This window comes from Aeromonas sp. R7-4, assembly GCF_040908055.1.
In the GTDB taxonomy this organism is placed as follows: Bacteria; Pseudomonadota; Gammaproteobacteria; order Enterobacterales; family Aeromonadaceae; genus Aeromonas; species Aeromonas sanarellii.
In genome coordinates this window covers 1-19,534 of sequence record NZ_JBFODA010000038.1, presented here as the reverse complement: position 1 = coordinate 19,534, position 19,534 = coordinate 1, and the positions used below count along the sequence as shown (strand labels likewise).

General features: G+C 58.8%; 16 protein-coding genes and 1 tRNA gene. 8 read left to right on the top strand and 9 right to left on the bottom strand.

All coding sequences use genetic code 11. From position 1 onward, the window contains the following. Positions 1-97 precede the first annotated feature (97 nt). Entirely contained in the window at positions 98-1,162 is a 1,065-nt protein-coding gene (locus AB5Y72_RS10250) for a glycosyltransferase family 9 protein (RefSeq protein ID WP_325783673.1), read from the top strand. Here AB5Y72_RS10250 and AB5Y72_RS10245 read toward each other — a convergent pair. From AB5Y72_RS10245 to rfaD, 6 genes are all read right to left on the bottom strand, one after another. Next, positions 1,113-2,195: a glycosyltransferase family 9 protein gene (locus AB5Y72_RS10245; protein WP_318162264.1), complete on the bottom strand. Its 1,083-nt coding sequence runs from the start codon at positions 2,193-2,195 to the stop codon at positions 1,113-1,115. The two genes, AB5Y72_RS10250 and AB5Y72_RS10245, sit on opposite strands and share 50 nt — an antisense overlap. Next, on the bottom strand, positions 2,195-2,872 hold the full coding sequence (locus AB5Y72_RS10240) for a glycosyltransferase family 25 protein (RefSeq protein WP_318162265.1): 678 nt from the start codon (positions 2,870-2,872) through the stop codon (positions 2,195-2,197). Before AB5Y72_RS10240 ends, AB5Y72_RS10245 begins: the two co-directional genes overlap by 1 nt. Beyond that, entirely contained in the window at positions 2,869-4,089 is a 1,221-nt protein-coding gene (locus AB5Y72_RS10235; protein WP_318162266.1) for an O-antigen ligase family protein, read from the bottom strand. The genes AB5Y72_RS10240 and AB5Y72_RS10235 overlap by 4 nt, the downstream gene beginning before the upstream one ends. Positions 4,090-4,092: 3 nt before the next feature. After that, entirely contained in the window at positions 4,093-5,853 is a 1,761-nt protein-coding gene (locus tag AB5Y72_RS10230) for a polysaccharide deacetylase family protein (protein ID WP_318162267.1), read from the bottom strand. An 89-nt stretch (positions 5,854-5,942) separates the two neighbouring features. Further along, positions 5,943-7,070: a glycosyltransferase gene (locus AB5Y72_RS10225; RefSeq protein ID WP_318162268.1), complete on the bottom strand. Its 1,128-nt coding sequence runs from the start codon at positions 7,068-7,070 to the stop codon at positions 5,943-5,945. 88 nt (positions 7,071-7,158) lie between these two features. Continuing rightward, a complete protein-coding gene (rfaD, locus tag AB5Y72_RS10220) occupies positions 7,159-8,115 on the bottom strand; it encodes an ADP-glyceromanno-heptose 6-epimerase (protein WP_042077870.1) in 957 nt (318 codons plus the stop codon). 154 nt (positions 8,116-8,269) lie between these two features. On the opposite strand from rfaD, the gene AB5Y72_RS10215 reads away from it, so the two are divergent. From AB5Y72_RS10215 to AB5Y72_RS10195, 5 genes are all read left to right on the top strand, one after another. After that, the gene (locus AB5Y72_RS10215; protein WP_042077871.1) at positions 8,270-8,914 is read left to right on the top strand and encodes a TetR/AcrR family transcriptional regulator; all 645 of its coding nucleotides are present in this window, start codon (positions 8,270-8,272) and stop codon (positions 8,912-8,914) included. Between the two features lie 182 nt (positions 8,915-9,096). Next, entirely contained in the window at positions 9,097-10,287 is a 1,191-nt protein-coding gene (locus AB5Y72_RS10210; RefSeq protein WP_209795077.1) for a glycine C-acetyltransferase, read from the top strand. Between the two features lie 89 nt (positions 10,288-10,376). Continuing rightward, positions 10,377-11,402: an L-threonine 3-dehydrogenase gene (gene tdh / locus AB5Y72_RS10205; RefSeq protein WP_325783674.1), complete on the top strand. Its 1,026-nt coding sequence runs from the start codon at positions 10,377-10,379 to the stop codon at positions 11,400-11,402. Between the two features lie 219 nt (positions 11,403-11,621). Then, the gene (locus AB5Y72_RS10200; protein ID WP_042077874.1) at positions 11,622-12,074 is read left to right on the top strand and encodes a cytochrome c5 family protein; all 453 of its coding nucleotides are present in this window, start codon (positions 11,622-11,624) and stop codon (positions 12,072-12,074) included. 84 nt (positions 12,075-12,158) lie between these two features. After that, positions 12,159-14,456, top strand: coding sequence for a bifunctional diguanylate cyclase/phosphodiesterase (locus tag AB5Y72_RS10195; protein ID WP_209795076.1), 2,298 nt, complete (start codon positions 12,159-12,161; stop codon positions 14,454-14,456). Here AB5Y72_RS10195 and rep read toward each other — a convergent pair. Beyond that, on the bottom strand, positions 14,443-16,455 hold the full coding sequence (gene rep / locus AB5Y72_RS10190; protein ID WP_325783675.1) for a DNA helicase Rep: 2,013 nt from the start codon (positions 16,453-16,455) through the stop codon (positions 14,443-14,445). The two genes, AB5Y72_RS10195 and rep, sit on opposite strands and share 14 nt — an antisense overlap. Positions 16,456-16,607: 152 nt before the next feature. On the opposite strand from rep, the gene AB5Y72_RS10185 reads away from it, so the two are divergent. Next, positions 16,608-17,828 carry a cysteine desulfurase gene (locus AB5Y72_RS10185; RefSeq protein WP_325783676.1) on the top strand — a complete coding sequence of 407 codons (1,221 nt, stop codon included), beginning with the start codon at positions 16,608-16,610 and terminating at the stop codon, positions 17,826-17,828. Positions 17,829-17,841: 13 nt separating this feature from the next. Then, on the top strand, positions 17,842-18,279 hold the full coding sequence (locus AB5Y72_RS10180; RefSeq protein ID WP_325783677.1) for a SufE family protein: 438 nt from the start codon (positions 17,842-17,844) through the stop codon (positions 18,277-18,279). Positions 18,280-18,310: 31 nt separating this feature from the next. Here the strand turns inward: AB5Y72_RS10180 and tcdA are convergent, their stop codons facing one another. After that, entirely contained in the window at positions 18,311-19,135 is an 825-nt protein-coding gene (tcdA, locus tag AB5Y72_RS10175; RefSeq protein ID WP_325783678.1) for a tRNA cyclic N6-threonylcarbamoyladenosine(37) synthase TcdA, read from the bottom strand. Positions 19,136-19,283: 148 nt separating this feature from the next. Continuing rightward, positions 19,284-19,360: transfer RNA gene (locus AB5Y72_RS10170), tRNA-Asp, on the bottom strand. Between the last annotated feature and the right edge of the window lie 174 nt (positions 19,361-19,534).

Sequence of the window (19,534 nt, the reverse complement as noted above, 5' to 3'; positions counted from 1 at the left end):
GGATCGGATTTTCACACCATCGCGGCAGCATCTGTCAGTCGAGTAGGATATGCTGTTGTGCTGTCGTTCAACAAAGACCTCGATTGAAGCCCTTTCCATGAAATACCTGGTAGTACAAACCAAACAGATAGGAGATGTGCTGATCTCCACCGCACTGTGCAACAACCTCAAGCAGCACGATCCTGCCGGGGAAGTTCACTATCTGGTCATGGATTACTGCGCCGGCATGGCACAGGGTAACCCCAACATCGATCGGTTGATCGTCATCGAGAGAGCACGCCGCAACGAGTGGCGCTACATGAAGGACCTGTTGCTGGACATTCGCCGCGAACGCTACGACGTGGTGATCAACAGCCAGGGTCAGATGATAGGGCTGCTGACCTGCCTCATCTCAGGGGCAACACTGCGGATAGGGTTCGATTCCTTCCCCTGGCGGCTCGGCCACAATCGCATCGTACGCTTTCGCCACGACACCGAGCACCAGGGCAACAGCACCCTGGTGGACGACAGATTCTCCCTGCTCAAGCCCCTCGGCCTCGCCAGGGAAGACCGCAACTACTATCTCTGGCTGAGCGACGAGGAGAAACGGCGGGGACGAGACACCCTGCTGGAGGCCGGCGTAGACCCGACCCGTCCGCTGATCGCCATGGGCGTCAACTCCCTGGGCCACTACAAGCGCTGGCCCATCGACTGCTTCGCCGAGGTGGCACGCTGGCTCATCGAGGAGCACAACGCCCAGATCCTGATCTATTGTGGTCCGGGGGAAGAGGGGTACAACCGCAGCCTGAAGCCGCTATTGCCCGCCACGCTGCAGGCTGACGTGTTTGACTATGTCCAGACCCGCTCGGTGCGGGAACTGGTCGGCCTCTTCGCCCACTGCCAGCTCTTCGTCGGCAACGACACAGGCCCGCGGCACATGGCCCAGGCCATCGGCCTGCCGCTGCTGACCATAGTGGCCCCGGGCGGCGACAAGATCATCGCCAACCCGGTGAACCACCCCCGTTATCAAGCCATCGATATCTTCGATGCCAAGGGAGAGGATTTCCAGCTGCCAACCCAGGAGAAGGACTTCTTCGATGAAGCACTGTTCCGCTCAATTACACCAAAGTTGGTTATTCAGCGGCTAGCCGCTCTGCTTGCTCAGTCACGGACAGCAGACTAGCTAGCGTCTCGCAGACGGCCCGGTCATCGACATTGTTCATGTCGGCATTCAGGCCAGGGGAATCGCTGAACAGGATCCGGACCCGCGGTGTGATGGTCGGCAGCCACTGGTTGAAGACTTCGCCGTGGCGCGGATAGATGGCCACCAGCGGCTTCTCCAGCCCGACGGCGATGTGCACTATGGCGGTGTCCACCGACAGCACTGCCCTCGCCTGCTGCACACAGTAGATGGCATCATCGATCGTCTTCACGCCTTCCACCAGCATCACGTTACTCGTCGAACAGGAATTCACCATGGCCTTCGCCGCAGCATAGGTCGCGGGTGAGGAGAGTACCCCAAAGCGACAGGTGGCGAACTCCTCCCCCAAAGCCTTCAGCAGCTCAACCATCTTGTCGTGCGAGAAGGACTTGTACTGAGTGCTGCCGAAGGGGTTGATGAGGACGAGATCGTCGCAGGACGAGGTCACATTCTCCTTCCCTACCACTGGGATGATGTACTGCTGATCCACCTCTTTCGCCCCCAGCAGTGACAACAGGTAGCGATATTTATCCTGGAACAGCAGATCAGCCGTCGCCTTGGACAGCTTGATATTCACACGCCCAATGCCGTCGTCGAGGGAGGCAACATTGTTGGGAGAGAGCCTGTGCAGGAGATAGAGATCCTTCATCTTCATCCCCTCGGCGAGATGTATCACCAGATCGACATGGGGGATGGAAGAGGCCATCTCCTTGATGGCGCCATAGCTGGGTCGCTTGTTGATCTCGATGACTTCGTCCACCCCGAAACAGTCCCGATACAAGCTGGCAAGGGCTGGGGTCGTGATAACGGTCACCCTCTTGCTCCCCGGCAGCTTTTTTATCTCCCGAAAGAAGAAGGAGGAGATGAAGGAATCCCCCAGCTTGGCATCCCAGCGGACCACCAAGATATGATTGATCTCCCCCTGGATACCGAGTGGCATCTTCTTGTCAAAAAAAAGGATGCCCAGGGCTCTGCGCACCCGATCACGCAACAGTTGCATATAGCCGATCACCATCACACCCCTTTGCTGTCGGTATGATGACCATAATTACGATCGTCAATCGTGGTATCAAACAGGCCGACATCCATACAGCAAGGCTCAACACCCGATGCCGTCAGACCGTTGAGTTGCAAGCGGCCCGTCAGATAATCGGATGGCATCCGAATGGGGTAGGCCTTGCTCAGCAGCTTCTTGGCGCCAGACAGAGTCAAGATATATCCTGCTGTCGATATGATGCCTCGCTTGGAGTTCCGGCTCGGGGAGATATATTTGGCAAGACGATACCCTTCCGGCATCTTCTTCATCCATGGCCAAGACTTCACCTTGCCATGGTGTAAGAAAATAATATCTGACTGGCAAGCAGACATGGCCTTCGACACTATGGACTTGAAGTGGCTGTGCAGATAGATGTCATCCTCCAGCACGACACAGCGCTCTATATTCTTGGTAACCATCATCTCATATATACGGATATGGCTCATGGCACACCCAACTTCCCCCAGACTCAGATCGTGACCACAAAACTGTCTGGCCATGGGGAAGTCCACGTTTTTCAACTCATCTTCTGAGAGTTTTTTACCATCAACGGCATCAAAGAAAACAAAATCGACAGCACGGCTACTCATGTGCTTCTCAATAAAGGCGCGTCGATCATGGCTCCTGGCCAAACTGATCACGAAAACTGGAATCATGATATTTTCTTTTCCCTATCATACTTTATTTCTATCGCACACCAGCAGAACACCAAGCTCAGTACATATATATACAACGTGTTCTGATGTTCAAAAGGCACATCGCTTAATGCACTGATGGCAAAGGATAGAGGAATCACTGCGCATGGCGTCCCCCATCCTTTTCTTTCTATGAAAATTTTCATTGGGTAGAATATGAAAATAATCAGTGCCAATAGACCCACAATTCCTCGAATAATCAGATTCTGCATATACTGGTTATGAGCATGAGCCAATGCAGAATCCAATACTAGGGGTGAGATCAGTCCTTGCGACACCTGCTGTTCTTTGACGGATCTGAACCCATCCGAGCCCACACCTATCAGTGGTGCATCCAAAAAACCTAACCAGGCACTCTTCCAAGCCACAACGCGCAGTCCCCACGAAGACCCGTAAGAACCCATGCTCATTTGATTTATATCTGATGCTGCAGCAGAAATTCTATTTTGAACAAGTGTATTCGTATGATAGATCACACCAAGACACATAATAAACAGTAATGCTATGGCACTATATTTCCATGGTTTGAAAATAGCTTTATACAGCACAAGGTAACTAATAACGACACCCAATGCCAACCAGACACCACGACTTTGTGAAAGATAAAGTGCAAGCACAGAACACCCAAGTGAAATGAGAGAAAACACTTTCACCAATGGATATCCTCTAGATTTAACAAATACGCACCAATTCAGAATAACCAATGTCAGTGCTGCTTGAGAAAACAGGATTGCATTGGTGAAGCCTTCGACTCTGACAATACCATCTAAATGCTGCCAGACACTCAAGACTCCTAACCCAACCCCCCCCATCAGGATAGATATGGCCCCCAGAGTCAACAGTATTTTATGGCGCGGCATAACCAAAGAAAAAACCGCCACATATAATAAATTTCGCATGACTCCGTATTGGTCACCATGAATCAATCTATTCAGCATGATCACGGCAGCGTAGAATATGAAGACCCAGATCAGGCGGCGATCGATAAAGAATACATCCTTGTTTCCTCCAACAAAGTAGTTCAACAGGCCAAAGAGACCCGACACCACCAGCAAGTTGGAGAGAATGCTCTGGCCAGGAGGGACCAGAAACAGCCCACAGAAGGCAAACATTATGGTTAGTGCATAAACAGTGGTCGTTGCTCTATCGAGCAGTTCGTGAGACTTAATAGACATCAACGCTTATTTCCTAAAGACATAGTTGCCACGGATCTTGCGCCACAACCCGAACACGTCTGTACGGGGGAAGATGGCGATCCGGCGGATCTGAAGTGGGTCCTGGTGCATGGCTCTGGGACCGCTGTTGGTGGCCACAGCATAACGATAACCAGCGGCGCTGGCCTGGGCTTTCGCGCTGTCGTTCAGATCCCCGTAAGGGTAGGCAAACGAGAGCAGCTGATGGCCGAGCAGCTGCTCCAGCCACGCCTTGTTGGTCCGGATTTCGTGTGCCTGCGCCTCCGGAGGAAGCGTGCTCAGACGGGGGTGGGTCAGGGTATGTCCCCCGACCTCCACATGGCCGGAAGCCACCAGCACCTTGATTTCGTCCGGGGTCATCAGGGTCACCGGAGTATCGGGGTGCGTCGGATGCTCCACGTCCCAGCGATTGTGATCTTCACCCGTTACTATGTACACCACGGCTTTGTAACCATATTTTTCAAGCAGCGGCAGCATGCGGGTCAGGTTGTCCCGATAGCCGTCGTCGACGGTGATCATCAGGTACTTCTTGCCATATTGCAGGCGGTGGATAAGCCCTTTGTCCGCCAGATCTGCGAATGTCAGTGTCTCGTAGCCTAACCATTTCATCAGTTTGAGGTGCTTCTCGAACATGGCGACGGGTAGCCAAGTGCCATGCACCCCCTTCTCACTGTCGTGCTCGATGAAGCGGTGATACATGATGACCGGCATCTCCCGGCGCAACGTCTCCACCACGGCGTCCTGGTAGACGGACTCCAGTTCGGTCACTACGCCTTGCAGGTCATACTCCTGCAAGACACGCTGACGAACGGACTCCGGCACCGTCCTGCTGGCCAGCGCCGGAGCGATCTGCCCCTTCAACGCGGCAAAATCGATGGCCAGATCCCTGGGGCCTATGTCGCCGAAGTTGCTGGCCAGTGCCTCGGCCAGATTGGATTCCTCCACCAGTCCGATGGCCTTGGCCTCGCCGATGGCAAACGCCGGACGACCGCACAGCAAGGCTTCCATCGCCACCCGGCCGGCGCCGATCACCAGATCGCAGCCCGCCAGCAGGGAAGGCACATCGTCCACATAACCGACGAACTCGACCTTCTCTTTGAAGCAGGTGAAACGTTCCGGCACCTGAGTGCCGCTGACGACCCGCACCCGGCAAGCCTCCAGATCCAGCACCTCGTCCAGCAAGCGATGGCAGAGCTCCCCCTTGGGGCCGCTCAACCGGCCGATGATGGCGATCACCGGCTTGTCGTTGTCCGGTGCCGGCACAGGCTGGAACTTGTCGGTCTCGATACCGTTGCGCAGCACCTGCACCATGGCCGGATCCACCCCCAGGTTGTCGATGATCTGGCTGGCGATGTCCTCACACACCGCCACCGCCCGATAGCCCAGCGCATGAAATGCCTTGCGGGAGGCGTGCACCGGCTGGCGACCGTGCACCGTGGTGATCATGGGGGTGCCGGTCAGCTTGCAGGCGACGTAGCTGCTCCAGCCGGACGCGCGCGAGTGGGCGTGCACCAACTGGATGTGATGCTTCTTGATGAGATAGATAAGGTAGAACACATGCCAGAAGCGGCGCAATATGCTGCGCTTGTTGAAACGCAGCTTGAACACGGGCCCTTGGGTGGGCTTGGTCAGGGTGTCTGAAACGTAGAAGACGTTGTGACCACGGCGGGCCAGCTCGTTACCCACAGTGGTGGCATAGACCTCAGCGCCCGTCACTTCGAGCTGGGAGAGTGCCATCAATATATTCATAGTTATCCGACTCACGACTAAGGTTACTCATCCACTCTGCCACAAAATTACCATCTTCTGGTAACCGCGACCGAGCCGATGCGAGCAACTCAGGATTGGGTATCTAGTAGATGCTCGACATCCATCATGCTTCGTCTGAAGCTGAAAATGTCGGCTCTCTGCTTGGACAGGCTGGCATAGCGTTCGCGGACCTCTTGGTCTTCCAGCAGAGTTTTTATCCCCTCGGCCAAGGTATTGACATCGTTGACGGGGACCAGATAGCCAAACTCACCGTCATTCAGTGCTTCTTGAGGGCCGGTACAGGCTGTCGAGACAATCGCCTTGCCGAGTGTCATCGCCTCTACCAAGACAACCGGGTAGCCCTCATAACGGGAAGACATCACGAAGAGATCGCATCCAGCTATATATGGATAAGGATTGTCCTGAAACCCCAGCAAGCTAGTGTGATCGCTCAGCTGATGCTCCTGGATATATTTTTCCAATACCTCTCTATCCGAACCCTCACCAAGAATGGTGAGATGATAATCCATCCCTGCCGCAATATTCTGATGATGGGCAGCCAACAGGAGATCGAATGCCTTCTGCGAGTTCAGCAATCTGCCAATAGCCAGTACATTCAATCCACGGCCAACCTTGATACTCTCCTGCCCCTTGGCGGCGATAAGAGTTGTATCAACAGGATTATAAATAACTGAAATATTGCTCTCGAGGACAGGATGAAGGTTCAACACGGATTGTTTGACGCCTTCCGATACGCAGACGACCTCATCCATCCGTTCATACACCGCCTTTTCAATCTCTCGAGGCAAGGTATGATGCCTTTCAAGATCGATATGAACCCAGGCTATTTTCTTCTGAGGGCCGTTGAGATGAGAGAGCAGCAGGCTGGCATCTCCTTCGAGAAATGAGACACCCACATCGTAATAGTCAGGGAGCAGGACATTGGCCAACCACGGCTTGGCCAAGACCAGAGAATACCACCGTTTCTTCATGGAATAGATGATCCCACGACGCAGAAAGCCTGTCGGCTCAGGCCCCAGCAAATATTTTACCTTGATGTGACTCGGCAACGAAGACAGGTATACCCCTTCATATTTCAGCAACAACAAGGTTATTTCATATTTGGCTTCATCGAGATGATTGAGTATGTTGACCAGTACTTTTTCGGCCCCTCCGCCCTCCAGGGTTTTCATCACGAACAGCACTTTTTTCTTCATACTTGAAATCACATAATTTAAGGCGTGAACAAAGAATACAAGGGCTACCAGATATATGGGTAGCCCTTGTCACTGACAAAAAATTATATCAAGCCCGATTTAGCCAAGCCATGTAATCGGCCACGCCTTCGGCCACTGTCTTGAACTCGCCGTCATAACCGACGCCGCGCAAGCGGGTAAGGTCGGCCTGGGTGAAGCTCTGGTAGCGACCCTTGAGGTGATCCGGGAAGGGGATGTACTCGATGGCGCCTTTCTGGTGATGCTTGATCACCGCTTCCGCCACGTTCTGGAACGGCTCGGCACGACCGGTGCCACAGTTGAAGATGCCGGAGTGCTGGGGGTTCTGCCAGAACCAGAGGTTCACCTTGCAGACGTCGTCCACATAGATGAAGTCACGCATCTGGCCACCGTCCGGGAAGCCGTCGCAGCCCTCGAACAGCTTGGGGTTGTCCCCCTGCTTCACCTGGTTGTTGAGGTGGAAGGCTACGGAGGCCATGGAGCCCTTGTGCTGCTCGCGCGGACCATAGACGTTGAAGTACTTCAGACCCACCACCTGGGAGCCGATCTCCGGCATCCAGCGGCGCACGTACTGATCGAACAGCTGCTTGGAGTAGCCGTAGACGTTGAGAGGCTGCTCGAACCTGGGGTCTTCGATGAAGTTGTCGTTGCGCCCGCCATAGGTCGCGGCGGAAGAGGCGTAGATGAACGGGATCTCCCGCTCGATGCAGTAGTGGAACAGATCCTTGGAGTACTCGTAGTTGACCTCCATGATGAACTTGCCGTTCCACTCCGTGGTGGCGGAGCAGGCACCTTCGTGGAAGATCACCTCGATGCCGTCCCACTCTTCAAATTCGTCGCCGGAGACGATGCGCGCCTGGAACTCGTCCTTGTCCATGTAATCGGCGATGGTGAGGTCGACCAGGTTGACGAACTTGGTGCCGTCGGTCAGGTCATCGATGACCACGATATCGGTCCGTCCTTGAGCGTTCAGCTGCTTGACCAGATTGCTGCCGATAAAGCCAGCACCGCCAGTTACTACGATCATGGAGTTTGCCTCGCGTACGTTGTGGCCCCGTGTGACTGCCTGTTAAAGCTGTGTATAGTGGGCCAATTTGAAATTGCCGAAAAGTTTATCACGGGCCGCAAGGGGATTCGACCTCGATGACTTTTCCCCTCGGGGCCCGGCAGAGGGATCAGCGATGAAGACCAGAGACAGGATCATCCACAGCGCCACCGAGCTGTTCAACGACCAAGGCGAGCGCAACATCACCACCAACCACATTGCCGCCCATCTTGGCATCAGCCCGGGCAACCTCTATTACCACTTCCGCAACAAAGAAGACATCATCCACTCCATCTTCGATCAGTACGCCCGCCACCTGAGCGAGAGCTTCGCCCCGGCGCGCAACCGCGAGATCAGGCTGGAAGACCTGATGGGCTATCTGGACGCCATCTTCTATCTGATGTGGCAGTTTCGCTTCTTCTACGCGAATCTGCCGGACATCCTGAGTCGCGACGAGCCGTTGCAGCAGAAGTACCTCAAGGCCCAGGAGCAGCTGCGCGCCACCGTGGAGGCGCTGCTCAGGAGCCTGCGCGAGGGCGGCATCCTGGCGGTCAGCGACGAAGACCTGCCGGATCTGGGCCAGACCATCAAGATGGTGGTGACCTGCTGGATCCCCTTCCAGATTGCCCAGGCACCCGGCACCCGCATCACCAAGCCCTTGTTGTATCAGGGGGTCTTGCGAGTGCTGTTCCTGCTGCGCCCCTATGTGCAGCCCCAGGTGGCCACACAGATCCACCAGCTGGAGCAGCATTACCACCAACTGGCCCAACCAGCCGGGTGAGATCTGTTTCACAATTGTTTAATATCAGCATAAAAATTTGAATTTATGCGCAGGGATTACAGTAAAATGTTGCCCATTCTAGGGTCTGTCGGCGTTTCGTCGCGACCGTGACGACACCGATCCGTGCGGTTGCACGGCCCGAGATCCTGATTACACAGCCGATACAGCAATGAGGACCGAGGATGTCTAACGGATTCTATCGTCACCTGACCGAGCAGCTCGAACAGGTCAAGGCGGAAGGGCTATACAAGCAGGAACGCATCATCACCTCGGCCCAGCAGGCCCGGATTGCGGTGGGCGGCGAGCAGGTGCTGAACTTCTGTGCCAACAACTATCTGGGGCTGGCCAACCACCCCGATCTCATTGCCGCCGCCCATCAGGGTCTGGACAGCCATGGCTTCGGCATGGCCTCGGTGCGCTTCATCTGCGGCACCCAGGACCAGCACAAGGAGCTGGAGCAGAAGCTGTCCGCCTTCCTCGGCACCGAGGACAGCATCCTCTACTCCTCCTGCTTCGACGCCAACGGCGGTCTGTTCGAGACCCTGTTTGGCGCCGAAGACGCCATCATCTCAGATGCGCTCAATCACGCCTCCATCATCGACGGCGTGCGCCTGTGCAAGGCCAGGCGCTATCGCTACGCCAACAACGACATGGCCGAGCTGGAAGCCCAGCTCAGGCAGGCCGACGCCGATGGCGCCCGCTTCAAGCTGATCGCCACCGACGGCGTTTTCTCCATGGACGGTGTCATCGCCGACCTCAAATCCATCTGCGATCTGGCCGACAAGTACGACGCCCTGGTGATGGTGGATGACTCCCACGCAGTCGGTTTCATCGGCGAAAACGGTCGCGGCACCCACGAATACTGTGGCGTGATGGACAGGGTCGACATCATCACCGGCACCCTGGGCAAGGCCCTGGGCGGCGCTTCCGGCGGCTACACCTCCGGCAAGAAAGAGGTGATCGACTGGCTGCGTCAGCGCTCCCGCCCCTACCTCTTCTCCAACTCCCTGGCCCCCTCCATCGTCTCGGCCACCATCAGGGTGATCGACATGCTGGCCGACGGCCACGCCCTGCGCGCCCAGTTGAAAGAGAACAGCGATTACTTCCGCACCCGGATGAGCGCCGCCGGTTTCACCCTGGCCGGCGCCGATCACGCCATCATCCCGGTCATGCTGGGGGATGCCAAGCTGGCCGCCGAGATGGCGAGCCGCATGCTGGCGGCCGGCATCTACGTGGTGGGCTTCTCCTTCCCCGTGGTCCCCAAAGGCCAGGCCCGCATCCGCACCCAGATGTCCGCCGCCCACACCCGGGAGCAGCTGGACAAGGCGATCGATGCCTTCATCCGCATCGGCCGCGAACTCGGTGTGATTTGATCGCACGGCTGACTGATTAAAACGGGGGCCAGGATTGGGCCCCATTTTATTACCCTCTGTACCCGGCACTGCGCCGTGAGGAAACTGTCATGAAAGCACTCTCCAAACTCAAATCCGAAGTCGGCATCTGGATGACGGATGTGCCGGCTCCCGAGCTCGGCCACAACGATCTGCTGATCAAGATCCGCAAGACCGCCATCTGCGGCACCGACATCCACATCTACAACTGGGACGAGTGGTCCCAGAAGACCATCCCGGTGCCCATGGTGGTGGGTCACGAGTATGTGGGAGAGGTGGTGGCCGTCGGCCAGGAAGTGCGCGGTTTCGCCGTGGGGGATCGCGTATCGGGTGAAGGCCATATCACCTGCGGCCACTGCCGCAACTGCCGCGCCGGTCGCACCCACCTGTGCCGCAACACCATCGGCGTTGGCGTCAACCGTCCGGGCTCGTTTGCCGAATACCTGGTGATCCCGGCCTTCAACGCCTTCAAGCTGCCGGACAACATCCCGGATGAGCTGGCCGCCATCTTCGATCCGTTCGGCAATGCGGTACACACCGCCCTCTCCTTCGACCTGGTGGGGGAAGACGTGCTCATCACCGGCGCCGGTCCCATCGGCATCATGGCCGCCGCCGTCTGCCGCCACGTGGGTGCCCGCCACGTGGTGATCACCGACGTCAACGAATACCGGCTGGAACTGGCCCGCAAGATGGGCGCCACCCGCGCCGTCAACGTGAGCAAGGAGAAGCTCTCCGACGTGATGACCGAGCTTGGCATGACAGAGGGCTTCGACGTGGGGCTGGAGATGTCCGGCGTGCCCAGCGCCTTCCAGGACATGATCGACAAGATGAACCACGGCGGGAAGATAGCCATGCTCGGCATTCCCCCCTCCACCATGGCCATCGACTGGGGCAAGGTGATCTTCAAGGGACTGTTCATCAAGGGGATCTACGGCCGCGAGATGTTCGAGACCTGGTACAAGATGGCAAGCCTCATCCAATCCGGGCTGGATCTCTCCCCCATCATCACCCACCGCTTCAAGGTCGACGACTTCCAGCAGGGCTTCGACGCCATGCGCTCCGGCCAGTCCGGCAAGGTGATCCTCAGCTGGGATTGACGCGCCCGGCGTGGCTCCCCGCCATGGGAGCATGCCCTTGCCTGCCCAGCCCCCTGAAACCCGGCGAAAGCCGGGTTTCTTTTTATCTGCCCCCTCTCCCGGCGCAGGAACTTTGTTCGCAGATTGCTTAACACTTCACACACAAGCGTTTAAATGCCTGTAACTATTCGGTTATAATCCCGTCGTTTTCTGGGGATAATAAGAGCCTGCTGGGAGTACATGAGCGTGTTGAAAAAACTGAGCTATTTGCTGGCTGCCGGGATGGCGGCCGCCACTCTGTCCGGTGCCGTCCTTGCCGCCGATGACATGTCGGAGGAGGCCATCGCCGAGCGCATCGCCCCGGTCGGCCAGGTCTATACCGCCAAGGATCTGGAAGGGATCGCGACCGCGGCGGCCGCCCCCGCGGCGGCCTCATCCGGTCCTCGTGACGGCGAGACCGTGTTCAAGGCGGCCTGCTTCGCCTGTCACGACACTGGGGCGGCCGGTGCCCCCAAGCGGGGTGACAAGGCGGCATGGGAGCCGCGCATCGCCCAGGGGTTCGATACCCTGCGCAAGCATGCCATCGAGGGCTTCACCGGCAAGGCCGGCATGATGCCACCGCGGGGCACTTGCGCCGCCTGTAGCGACGAAGAGATCGAAAACGCCATTCACTACATGATCGACAAGCTCTAAGTATTTGAAAGGGCTCCTATTGCAGCCCTTTCAATCCCATCACTTCCGACTACGCTTGATGGTAAGTTTATTCGGGAGTGTTGCATGTCAGTCCAGTCCACCACGCCGCCAGACTCTCCCTCCTTGCTGGCGGTCGTCTCCTCCATCATGGATTTTCCTGCCCCCGGCATGGCCTCCCCTGAGGATTACGCCAGACTGGTCGGGCAGCTGGGCAGACTCTGCCCCCTGCAGCACTTCGCCATGCTGGGGCTGGTCGACGGCGGTCTGCGCTGGCGGCATGAATACCAGCTGCCCGAGACGTTCAAGCAGCAGCTGGCACGGGAAGAGCCCCGCCTCACCGAGCAGCTCACCCGACTCGATGAAGGCCAGGGATGGTGCGTGCAGCCAGTGGAGCACATCGAGGTGCAGTGGCTGCTGGCCCGCACGGCGCCGGAGCAGACCCCGACCCTGCGGCTGCTGCTGGAGTGTCTGGCCAAGCGCCTGCACGAAACCCAGACCGGCATCCAGCTGGCGGGACAGGCCTCTCCCCTCATGCAGCGGGACCCCCATTGGCAGCAGAAGATCGAGAAGATCGGCCGCATCATGCGCCTGGCCCACAATCTGCCGCAGCATGCCCTGTTTGCCCAGCTGGAGGCGGTGCTGCGCCAGATGCTCGCGATCAGCGACATGTTGCTGATCCGGCTGGTGAACCAGCGGCTGGAGCGGCTCTACCCGACACACCTCCCTTACGACGACGACATCCTCCTGGCCCTGTGCCACAGCACCAACAACGTCGAGCGCCATGAAGGCGGCTTCTACTGGTACAGCCTGCCCCTGCGCCAGCAGCAGCAATATTTCGCCCACCTCATCATCAACACCGCCCAGCCCCTGGAGGCCGATGACCGGCTGTTCCTCGACTTCCTGCGCCACCAGCTGACCCTGCTGCTGGAGCTGAAAAAGATCAGACAGCAACTGGATGATCTCAACTCGGAGGAGTCCATCAACCAGCGGCTCCAGCAACTGCGCCAGACCAATCTGCGACTGCAGAAACGGCTCAAGCACTACCAGGAGCTGGAGCGGCGGCTCCAGTTCAATGCGCTGCACGACCCCCTGACCCAGTTGCCAAACCGGGCCCTGCTGATGAATCACCTTCACCATGCCATGACCCGCTATCGCCGCTACCAGACCGCGGGTTTCACGCTGATCTTCGCCGATGTGGATCACTTCAAGCAGGTCAACGACGCCCTGGGCCACAGTACCGGCGACCAGTTGCTGCAGGAGCTGGGCAGCCGCCTGCAGAGCTGCATCAGGCAGAATGACATGGTGGCGAGGCTCGGGGGGGACGAATTCGTCATCTATCTGGACAACAGCCAGCGGGAGGAGGACATCAGCCCCGTGCTCAACCGCATCCTGGGGCGTATCGCCCACCCGTTCCGGCTGCAGGGCAATGAGCTGACCATTACCCTCAGCCTAGGGGTGGCCAGCGTGTCGGAACAGACCGCCGATGTCAGCGAGCTGCTGCATCAGGCCGATCTCGCCATGTATCAGGCCAAGCGCAACGGCCGCAGCCGCATCGTCGTCTATTCCGAGGCCTGCACGGAGCATGCGGGGTCACCGGAGGAACGACTCTTCAGAGCCTTGCGGGAAGGCAGGATAGTGCCCTATTTCCAGCCCGTGATCAGGCTGTGCGACAGCCGGCTGGTCGGTCTGGAGGTGATGGCTCGCTGGATCACCGAGGAGGGCGAGCTCAAGGATGCCTTCGACTTCATTCCGCTGGCCGAGCAGTGCGGCCTCATCCAGGATCTGGATCGCCAGATCCTCAGGCGCACCTGTCAGCAGCTGAGACTCTGGCTGCCGGTCTCGGGGGGCGGCCGCTTCAAGATCTCCCTCAACCTCTCCGGCAAGCATCTGGCCAGCCGCGAGCAGATCATGCGGCTGGTCGGCATCATGGAGGAGGAGGGGGTCATCCCGGGTTATTTCATCTTCGAATTCAACGAGCGCGAGCTCTCCAGGCAGAGTGCCGACTCCCTCACCTCGCTGCACGAACTCAGGGCCAAGGGGATCCAGATCAGCCTGGATGACTTCGGCACCGGCTTCTCTTCCCTCAATGCCCTGTTCCACTTCCCGGTGGACTACATCAAGGTGGATGACAGTTTCACCCACCGCATGATGAACTCCCCCAAAGATCTGGCGCTGATCCGCGCCATGCGCGACATCTGTCAGGACCTCGACTTCACCCTGGTGGTCGAGGGCATCGAAAACCAGCAGCAGCTGCAGAAGCTCATCGAGCTTGGCTGCGCCCTCGGACAGGGGCGCCACATCTCCCCGCCGTTGCCGGGCGTGGACATCCCCCCTCTGCTGGGTCAGACGGCCATCACGCCCCCCGACGTCAATCCTTCTTGAACATGGCCCTCAGGTTGGCCACCGCCATCTGCCCCTTCTGCTGACGCTCCTCGGCGCTCACCTTCTTCTGGTTTTCCCACTCCAGGTCATCCTGGGGCAGCTCCAGCAGGAAGCGGCTCGGTTCGGGCCGCACCGACTCGCCATACTGGCGCCGCTCCTTGCAGAGAGTAAAGGTGAGCTCGGCCTGGGCCCGGGTGATGCCCACGTAGGCGAGGCGCCGCTCCTCCTCCACGTTGTCCTCGTCGATGCTGGTCTGATGGGGCAGCAGTCCCTCCTCCATGCCCACCATGTAGACATAGGGAAACTCCAGCCCCTTGGAGGCGTGCAGGGTCATCAGTTGCACCTGGTCGGCTTCGTCCTCTCCCTCGTTGCGCTCCATCATGTCCCGCAATGTAAGGCGAGTGACCACCTGGGCGAGCGTCATCGACTCTTCCAGCTCGTCCCCTTCCAGCATCTCGCTGATCCAGCGGTAGAGGGTGGAGACGTTCTGCATCCGCATCTCCGCCGCCTTCGGGCTGGTGGAGGTCTCGTAGAGCCACTCCTCGTAGTGGATCTCCTTGATCATGTCTCGTACCGCCTCCACCGGATTGCCGCGCAGCGCCTGATCGCCGAGCCGCACCAGCCAGTTGGTGAAGGCCTGCAGGGCTGACAAGCCGCGCCCGGAGAGGTGTTGCTCCAGCCCCAGCTCGAAGCTCGCGGCAAACAGGCTCTTGCCGCGCTGGTTGGCGTATTGGCCCAGTTTTTCGAGCGTAGTGGGGCCTATCTCCCGGCGCGGCAGATTGACCACCCGCAGGAAGGCGGTGTCCTCGTCCGGATTCACCAGCAGCTTGAGGTAGGCCATGATGTCCTTGATCTCGGTACGGGAGAAAAACGAGGTGCCGCCCGAGATGCGATAGGGTATGCGGTTGGTCATCAGCGCCTTCTCGAAGATGCGCGACTGATGGTTGCCCCGATAGAGGATGGCGTAGTCCTTGAACCGGGTGCGGTTCATGAACTTGTGGCCCATCAGCTCGGCGGCGATTCGCTCTGCCTCGTGCTCCTCGTTCTTGGCGAACAGCACCTTGAGCTTCACCCCCTCGTCCAGCTCGGAGAAGAGCGCCTTGTCGTAGACGTGTGGGTTATTGGCGATCAGGATGTTGGCGCACTTGAGAATGCGCCGTTTGGAGCGGTAGTTCTGCTCCAGCTTGATCAGCTTGAGGCTCGGGAAATCCTCGCTCAGCAGCACCAGATTCTGGGGCTTGGCGCCACGCCAGGAGTAGATGGACTGGTCATCGTCCCCCACCACGGTGAAGCGGGCCCGCTCGCCGACGATCTGCTTCACCAGCTCGTACTGGCTGGTGTTGGTGTCCTGGTATTCGTCGACCAGCAGGTAGCGGATCTTGTTCTGCCAGCGCTCGCGCACCTCCTGATTGCTCTTGAGCAGCAGGGTCGGCATCACGATAAGGTCGTCAAAATCCAGCGCGTTGTAGGCCACCATCTGACGGTGATAGCGCTCATAGAGCTGGGCCATCAGCACCTCTTCCGGCCCGCGGGCAATGCGCATCGCGCGGGCCGGCAGGATGAGGTCGTTCTTCCAGTTGGAGATCTGGCTGATGAGGGCCGAAAGCTTGTCCTTGTCGTTATCGAGCTCGGCTTCCGTCAGCTCTTTCAGCAGCGCCAGCTGATCGGTGTCGTCGAACAGGGAGAAGTTCGCCTTGAGGTTCAGGCTCTTGTGCTCGCGGCGGATGATCTCGAGCCCCAGGGTATGGAAGGTGGAGACCATGAGTCCTCTCGCCTCCTTGCGGCCCAGGGTCTGGCCTACCCGCTCCTTCATCTCCCGCGCCGCCTTGTTGGTAAAGGTGACGGCAGCGATGTTGCGCGCGTTGTAGCCGCACTGCTGCACCAGATAGGCGATCTTGTTGGTGATGACGCGGGTCTTGCCCGATCCGGCACCCGCCAGCACCAGGCAAGGGCCGGAGACATACTTGACCGCTTCGTTCTGATTGGGGTTGAGCTTCATGGGCCGGATCTCTTGGCTTATGATGAGGGGCGGCATTGTAACAGAGATCCCGCAGGCAGCCGAAACCGCAGGCAGGATCCCGCCACTTCGCCTTGTGTTTGCCCGCCATTTTCAGGATCATGACCGACTTTTCCAGACGAGATGAGGGGAGCATGAATCAGCAACAGCACGCCCTGCTGCGTAGCCAGTTTCCGGCCTTGGCGCAGAAGGTCAACGGTCACCCCCTGATCTATCTGGACAACGCCGCCACCACCCAGAAGCCGCAAGCGGTGCTGGATGCCATTGCGCACTACTATCGGGCCGACAACGCCAACGTACACCGCGCCGCACACGCCCTGAGCGGCCGTGCCACCCGCGCCTTCGAGGCCGCCCGCGAGACGGTCGCCCGTTTTATCAATGCGCCTCGCAACCAGGAGGTGATCTGGACCCGCGGCACCACGGAGGCCATCAACCTGGTCGCCCAGAGCTGGGGAATGAGCAAGCTGCAACCAGGGGACGAGATAGTGCTCAGCACCCTGGAGCACCACGCCAATATCGTCCCCTGGCAGCTGGTCGCCCAACGTACCGGCGCCCTTATTCGGGTCATTCCCCTCGACCAGCACGGCGATCTCGACATGGCCGCCTATCGGGCCATGCTGGGGCCGCGCACCCGGCTGGTGAGCGTCGCCCACGTCTCCAATGCCCTCGGCACCGTCAATCCAGTGAAGGAGATAGTGGCGGCCGCCAAGGCGGTCGGCGCCCTGACCCTGATCGATGGCGCCCAGGCGGTGGCTCATCTCGAGGTGGATGTGCAGGCCATCGGCTGCGACTTCTACGCCTTCTCCGGCCACAAGCTCTACGGCCCGACCGGGATAGGCGTACTGTGGGGGCGTACCGAGCCGCTGGAACGGATGCCCCCCTGGCAAGCGGGGGGAGAGATGATCGACCGGGTCAGCTTCGGCGGCACCACCTTCAACACCCTGCCCTTCAAGTTTGAAGCCGGCACCCCCCATATCGCCGGGGCCATCGGCCTCGCCGCCGCCATCGACTTTGTCACGGCGCAAGACAGGGCCGAGCTGGTGCGCCATGAGCAGGCACTCACCGACTATCTGGTGGCGGGACTGTGTCAGGTGCCCGGCCTGCGCCTGATCGGTGAGCCCACACGACGGGCTGGCGCCGTCTCCTTCCTGCTGGAGGAGATCCACCCTCAGGATGCGGCCACCCTGCTCGACATGCAGGGCATAGCGCTGCGGGTCGGCCACCACTGCGCCATGCCGTTGATGGAGAGCCTTGGCATCGGCGGTACAATCCGCGCCTCGCTGGCCTGTTACAACAACCGGGACGATGTCGACGCCCTGCTGGCCGCCCTGCACAAACTCAGTGACTTCTTCTAAGGCAGACAATCCAATGAACAGCCTCGCAACCTATACCCGGATAGGCGTTGAGCCCGACGCAAATAGCATCCGTCAGCAGTTTGCCACAGCAAACGGCTGGGAGAACCAGTACCGGCTCATCATCCAACTCGGCAAGCTGCTGCCTGCCCTGCCAGCCGAATGGCAACGAGATGAATTCCGCCTGAAAGGCTGTGAGAGTCAGGCCTGGCTGAAGGGAGAGAAAAGCGAGGATGGTTGCTGGCACTTTGCCTGCGACTCCGACGCCCGCATCGTACGCGGACTGATCGTCATTGTGCTGGCGGCGCTCAACCACCAACCGTCTGCGGCGATCCAGGCTTTTGATATGGAAGGGTATTTCAGCGAGCTTGGGCTGGAGAAACACCTGAGCCCGTCACGGGGCAATGGGCTCAGGGCAATAGTGCTGGGGATCCGGGATCTGGCGTCGGCGTAATAGAACGAACTCCTGATGGCGAGACGGACGATTACGCTTCGCTAATCGACCCTACGCTTTCTTTCTCTGCGCGGGCCCCGCGCTCGGCAATCTTCTTCAACACCCGGGACGCGGCCACCAGACCGAAGGTCGCCGTCACCGGCGTCACGGCACCGAAACCGGAGGCGCAATCCATCTTCATATTGCCGTCGCTGGCCGCCTTGGCCTGGCAGGTGCCACCATGGCCATCCGGATAACTCAGTTGCTCGGTTGAGAAGACGCACTCCACCCCGAACTTGCGCGCCGGATTCTTGCTGAAGTTGTGCAGCCGACGCAGGTCGGAGCGCACCTTGGCGGCCAGCGGATCCTGAATGGTCTTGGCCAGATCGGCCACGGTGATCTGGGTTGGGTCCATCTGCCCGCCGGCACCACCGGCCACGATCACCGGGATCTTGTTGCGCTTGCAGAAGGCAATCAGCGCCACCTTCGCCTTGACCGAGTCGATGGCATCCACCACATAGTCAAACTCCCGCTTGATATGCTCGGCCAGGTTGTCAGCGGTGACGAAGTCATCCACCTCGATCACCTCGCAATCCGGGTTGATGGCACGAATGCGCTCGGCCATCACTTCGGTCTTGAGACGACCGACCGTCCCTTGCATGGCGTGGATCTGGCGATTGGTGTTGGTGATGCAAATGTCATCCATGTCGATCAGGGTGATCTGGTTGATGCCGGCACGGGCCAGCGCCTCTGCGGCCCAGGAACCGACGCCACCGATCCCCACCACACAGACTCTTGCCAGGCTGAAGGAGTGCAGCGCACTCTGACCATAAAGACGGGCAATGCCCCCGAATCGCTGTAGATACTCTGCTTTCATACCACCACCTTGCTTGAGGGCGGCCATTATAGCGGCAACCATTCTCAGGGGCGATGATCGGATGATGACAGTGCTGATGCGAGCGGGAAATGAGTGTGGTGCCGGAAACGAAAACAAGCCCAGTCGTTAGACTGGGCTTTTTAAGTAGTGGCGGAGCGGACGGGACTCGAACCCGCGACCCCCGGCGTGACAGGCCGGTATTCTAACCGACTGAACTACCGCTCCGCATTCGGTTAGCTTTCGCTAAATCATTTGCCGCTTCTATGAGGTGTCATCCTCGCAGCCAGTGATGTTATTTTGCACATCGCTGTTTAATTGGGTGCCTGGCAGTGTCCTACTCTCGCATGGCGAATGCCACACTACCATCGGCGCTACAGCGTTTCACTTCTGAGTTCGGCA

Excerpts from the sequence above, each read along its gene's own strand:
- tdh (WP_325783674.1), top strand. The coding sequence starts at position 10,377 with ATGAAAGCACTCTCCAAACTCAAATCCGAAGTCGGCATCTGGATGACG.
- tcdA (WP_325783678.1), bottom strand. The coding sequence starts at position 19,135 with ATGAAAGCAGAGTATCTACAGCGATTCGGGGGCATTGCCCGTCTTTAT.
- AB5Y72_RS10215 (WP_042077871.1), top strand. The coding sequence starts at position 8,270 with ATGAAGACCAGAGACAGGATCATCCACAGCGCCACCGAGCTGTTCAAC.
- AB5Y72_RS10250 (WP_325783673.1), top strand. The coding sequence starts at position 98 with ATGAAATACCTGGTAGTACAAACCAAACAGATAGGAGATGTGCTGATC.
- rfaD (WP_042077870.1), bottom strand. The coding sequence starts at position 8,115 with ATGATCGTAGTAACTGGCGGTGCTGGCTTTATCGGCAGCAATCTGGTC.
- rep (WP_325783675.1), bottom strand. The coding sequence starts at position 16,455 with ATGAAGCTCAACCCCAATCAGAACGAAGCGGTCAAGTATGTCTCCGGC.
- AB5Y72_RS10195 (WP_209795076.1), top strand. The coding sequence starts at position 12,159 with ATGTCAGTCCAGTCCACCACGCCGCCAGACTCTCCCTCCTTGCTGGCG.
- AB5Y72_RS10240 (WP_318162265.1), bottom strand. The coding sequence starts at position 2,872 with ATGATTCCAGTTTTCGTGATCAGTTTGGCCAGGAGCCATGATCGACGC.
- AB5Y72_RS10210 (WP_209795077.1), top strand. The coding sequence starts at position 9,097 with ATGTCTAACGGATTCTATCGTCACCTGACCGAGCAGCTCGAACAGGTC.
- AB5Y72_RS10245 (WP_318162264.1), bottom strand. The coding sequence starts at position 2,195 with ATGGTGATCGGCTATATGCAACTGTTGCGTGATCGGGTGCGCAGAGCC.
- AB5Y72_RS10185 (WP_325783676.1), top strand. The coding sequence starts at position 16,608 with ATGAATCAGCAACAGCACGCCCTGCTGCGTAGCCAGTTTCCGGCCTTG.
- AB5Y72_RS10230 (WP_318162267.1), bottom strand. The coding sequence starts at position 5,853 with ATGAATATATTGATGGCACTCTCCCAGCTCGAAGTGACGGGCGCTGAG.
- AB5Y72_RS10225 (WP_318162268.1), bottom strand. The coding sequence starts at position 7,070 with ATGAAGAAAAAAGTGCTGTTCGTGATGAAAACCCTGGAGGGCGGAGGG.
- AB5Y72_RS10200 (WP_042077874.1), top strand. The coding sequence starts at position 11,622 with ATGAGCGTGTTGAAAAAACTGAGCTATTTGCTGGCTGCCGGGATGGCG.
- AB5Y72_RS10180 (WP_325783677.1), top strand. The coding sequence starts at position 17,842 with ATGAACAGCCTCGCAACCTATACCCGGATAGGCGTTGAGCCCGACGCA.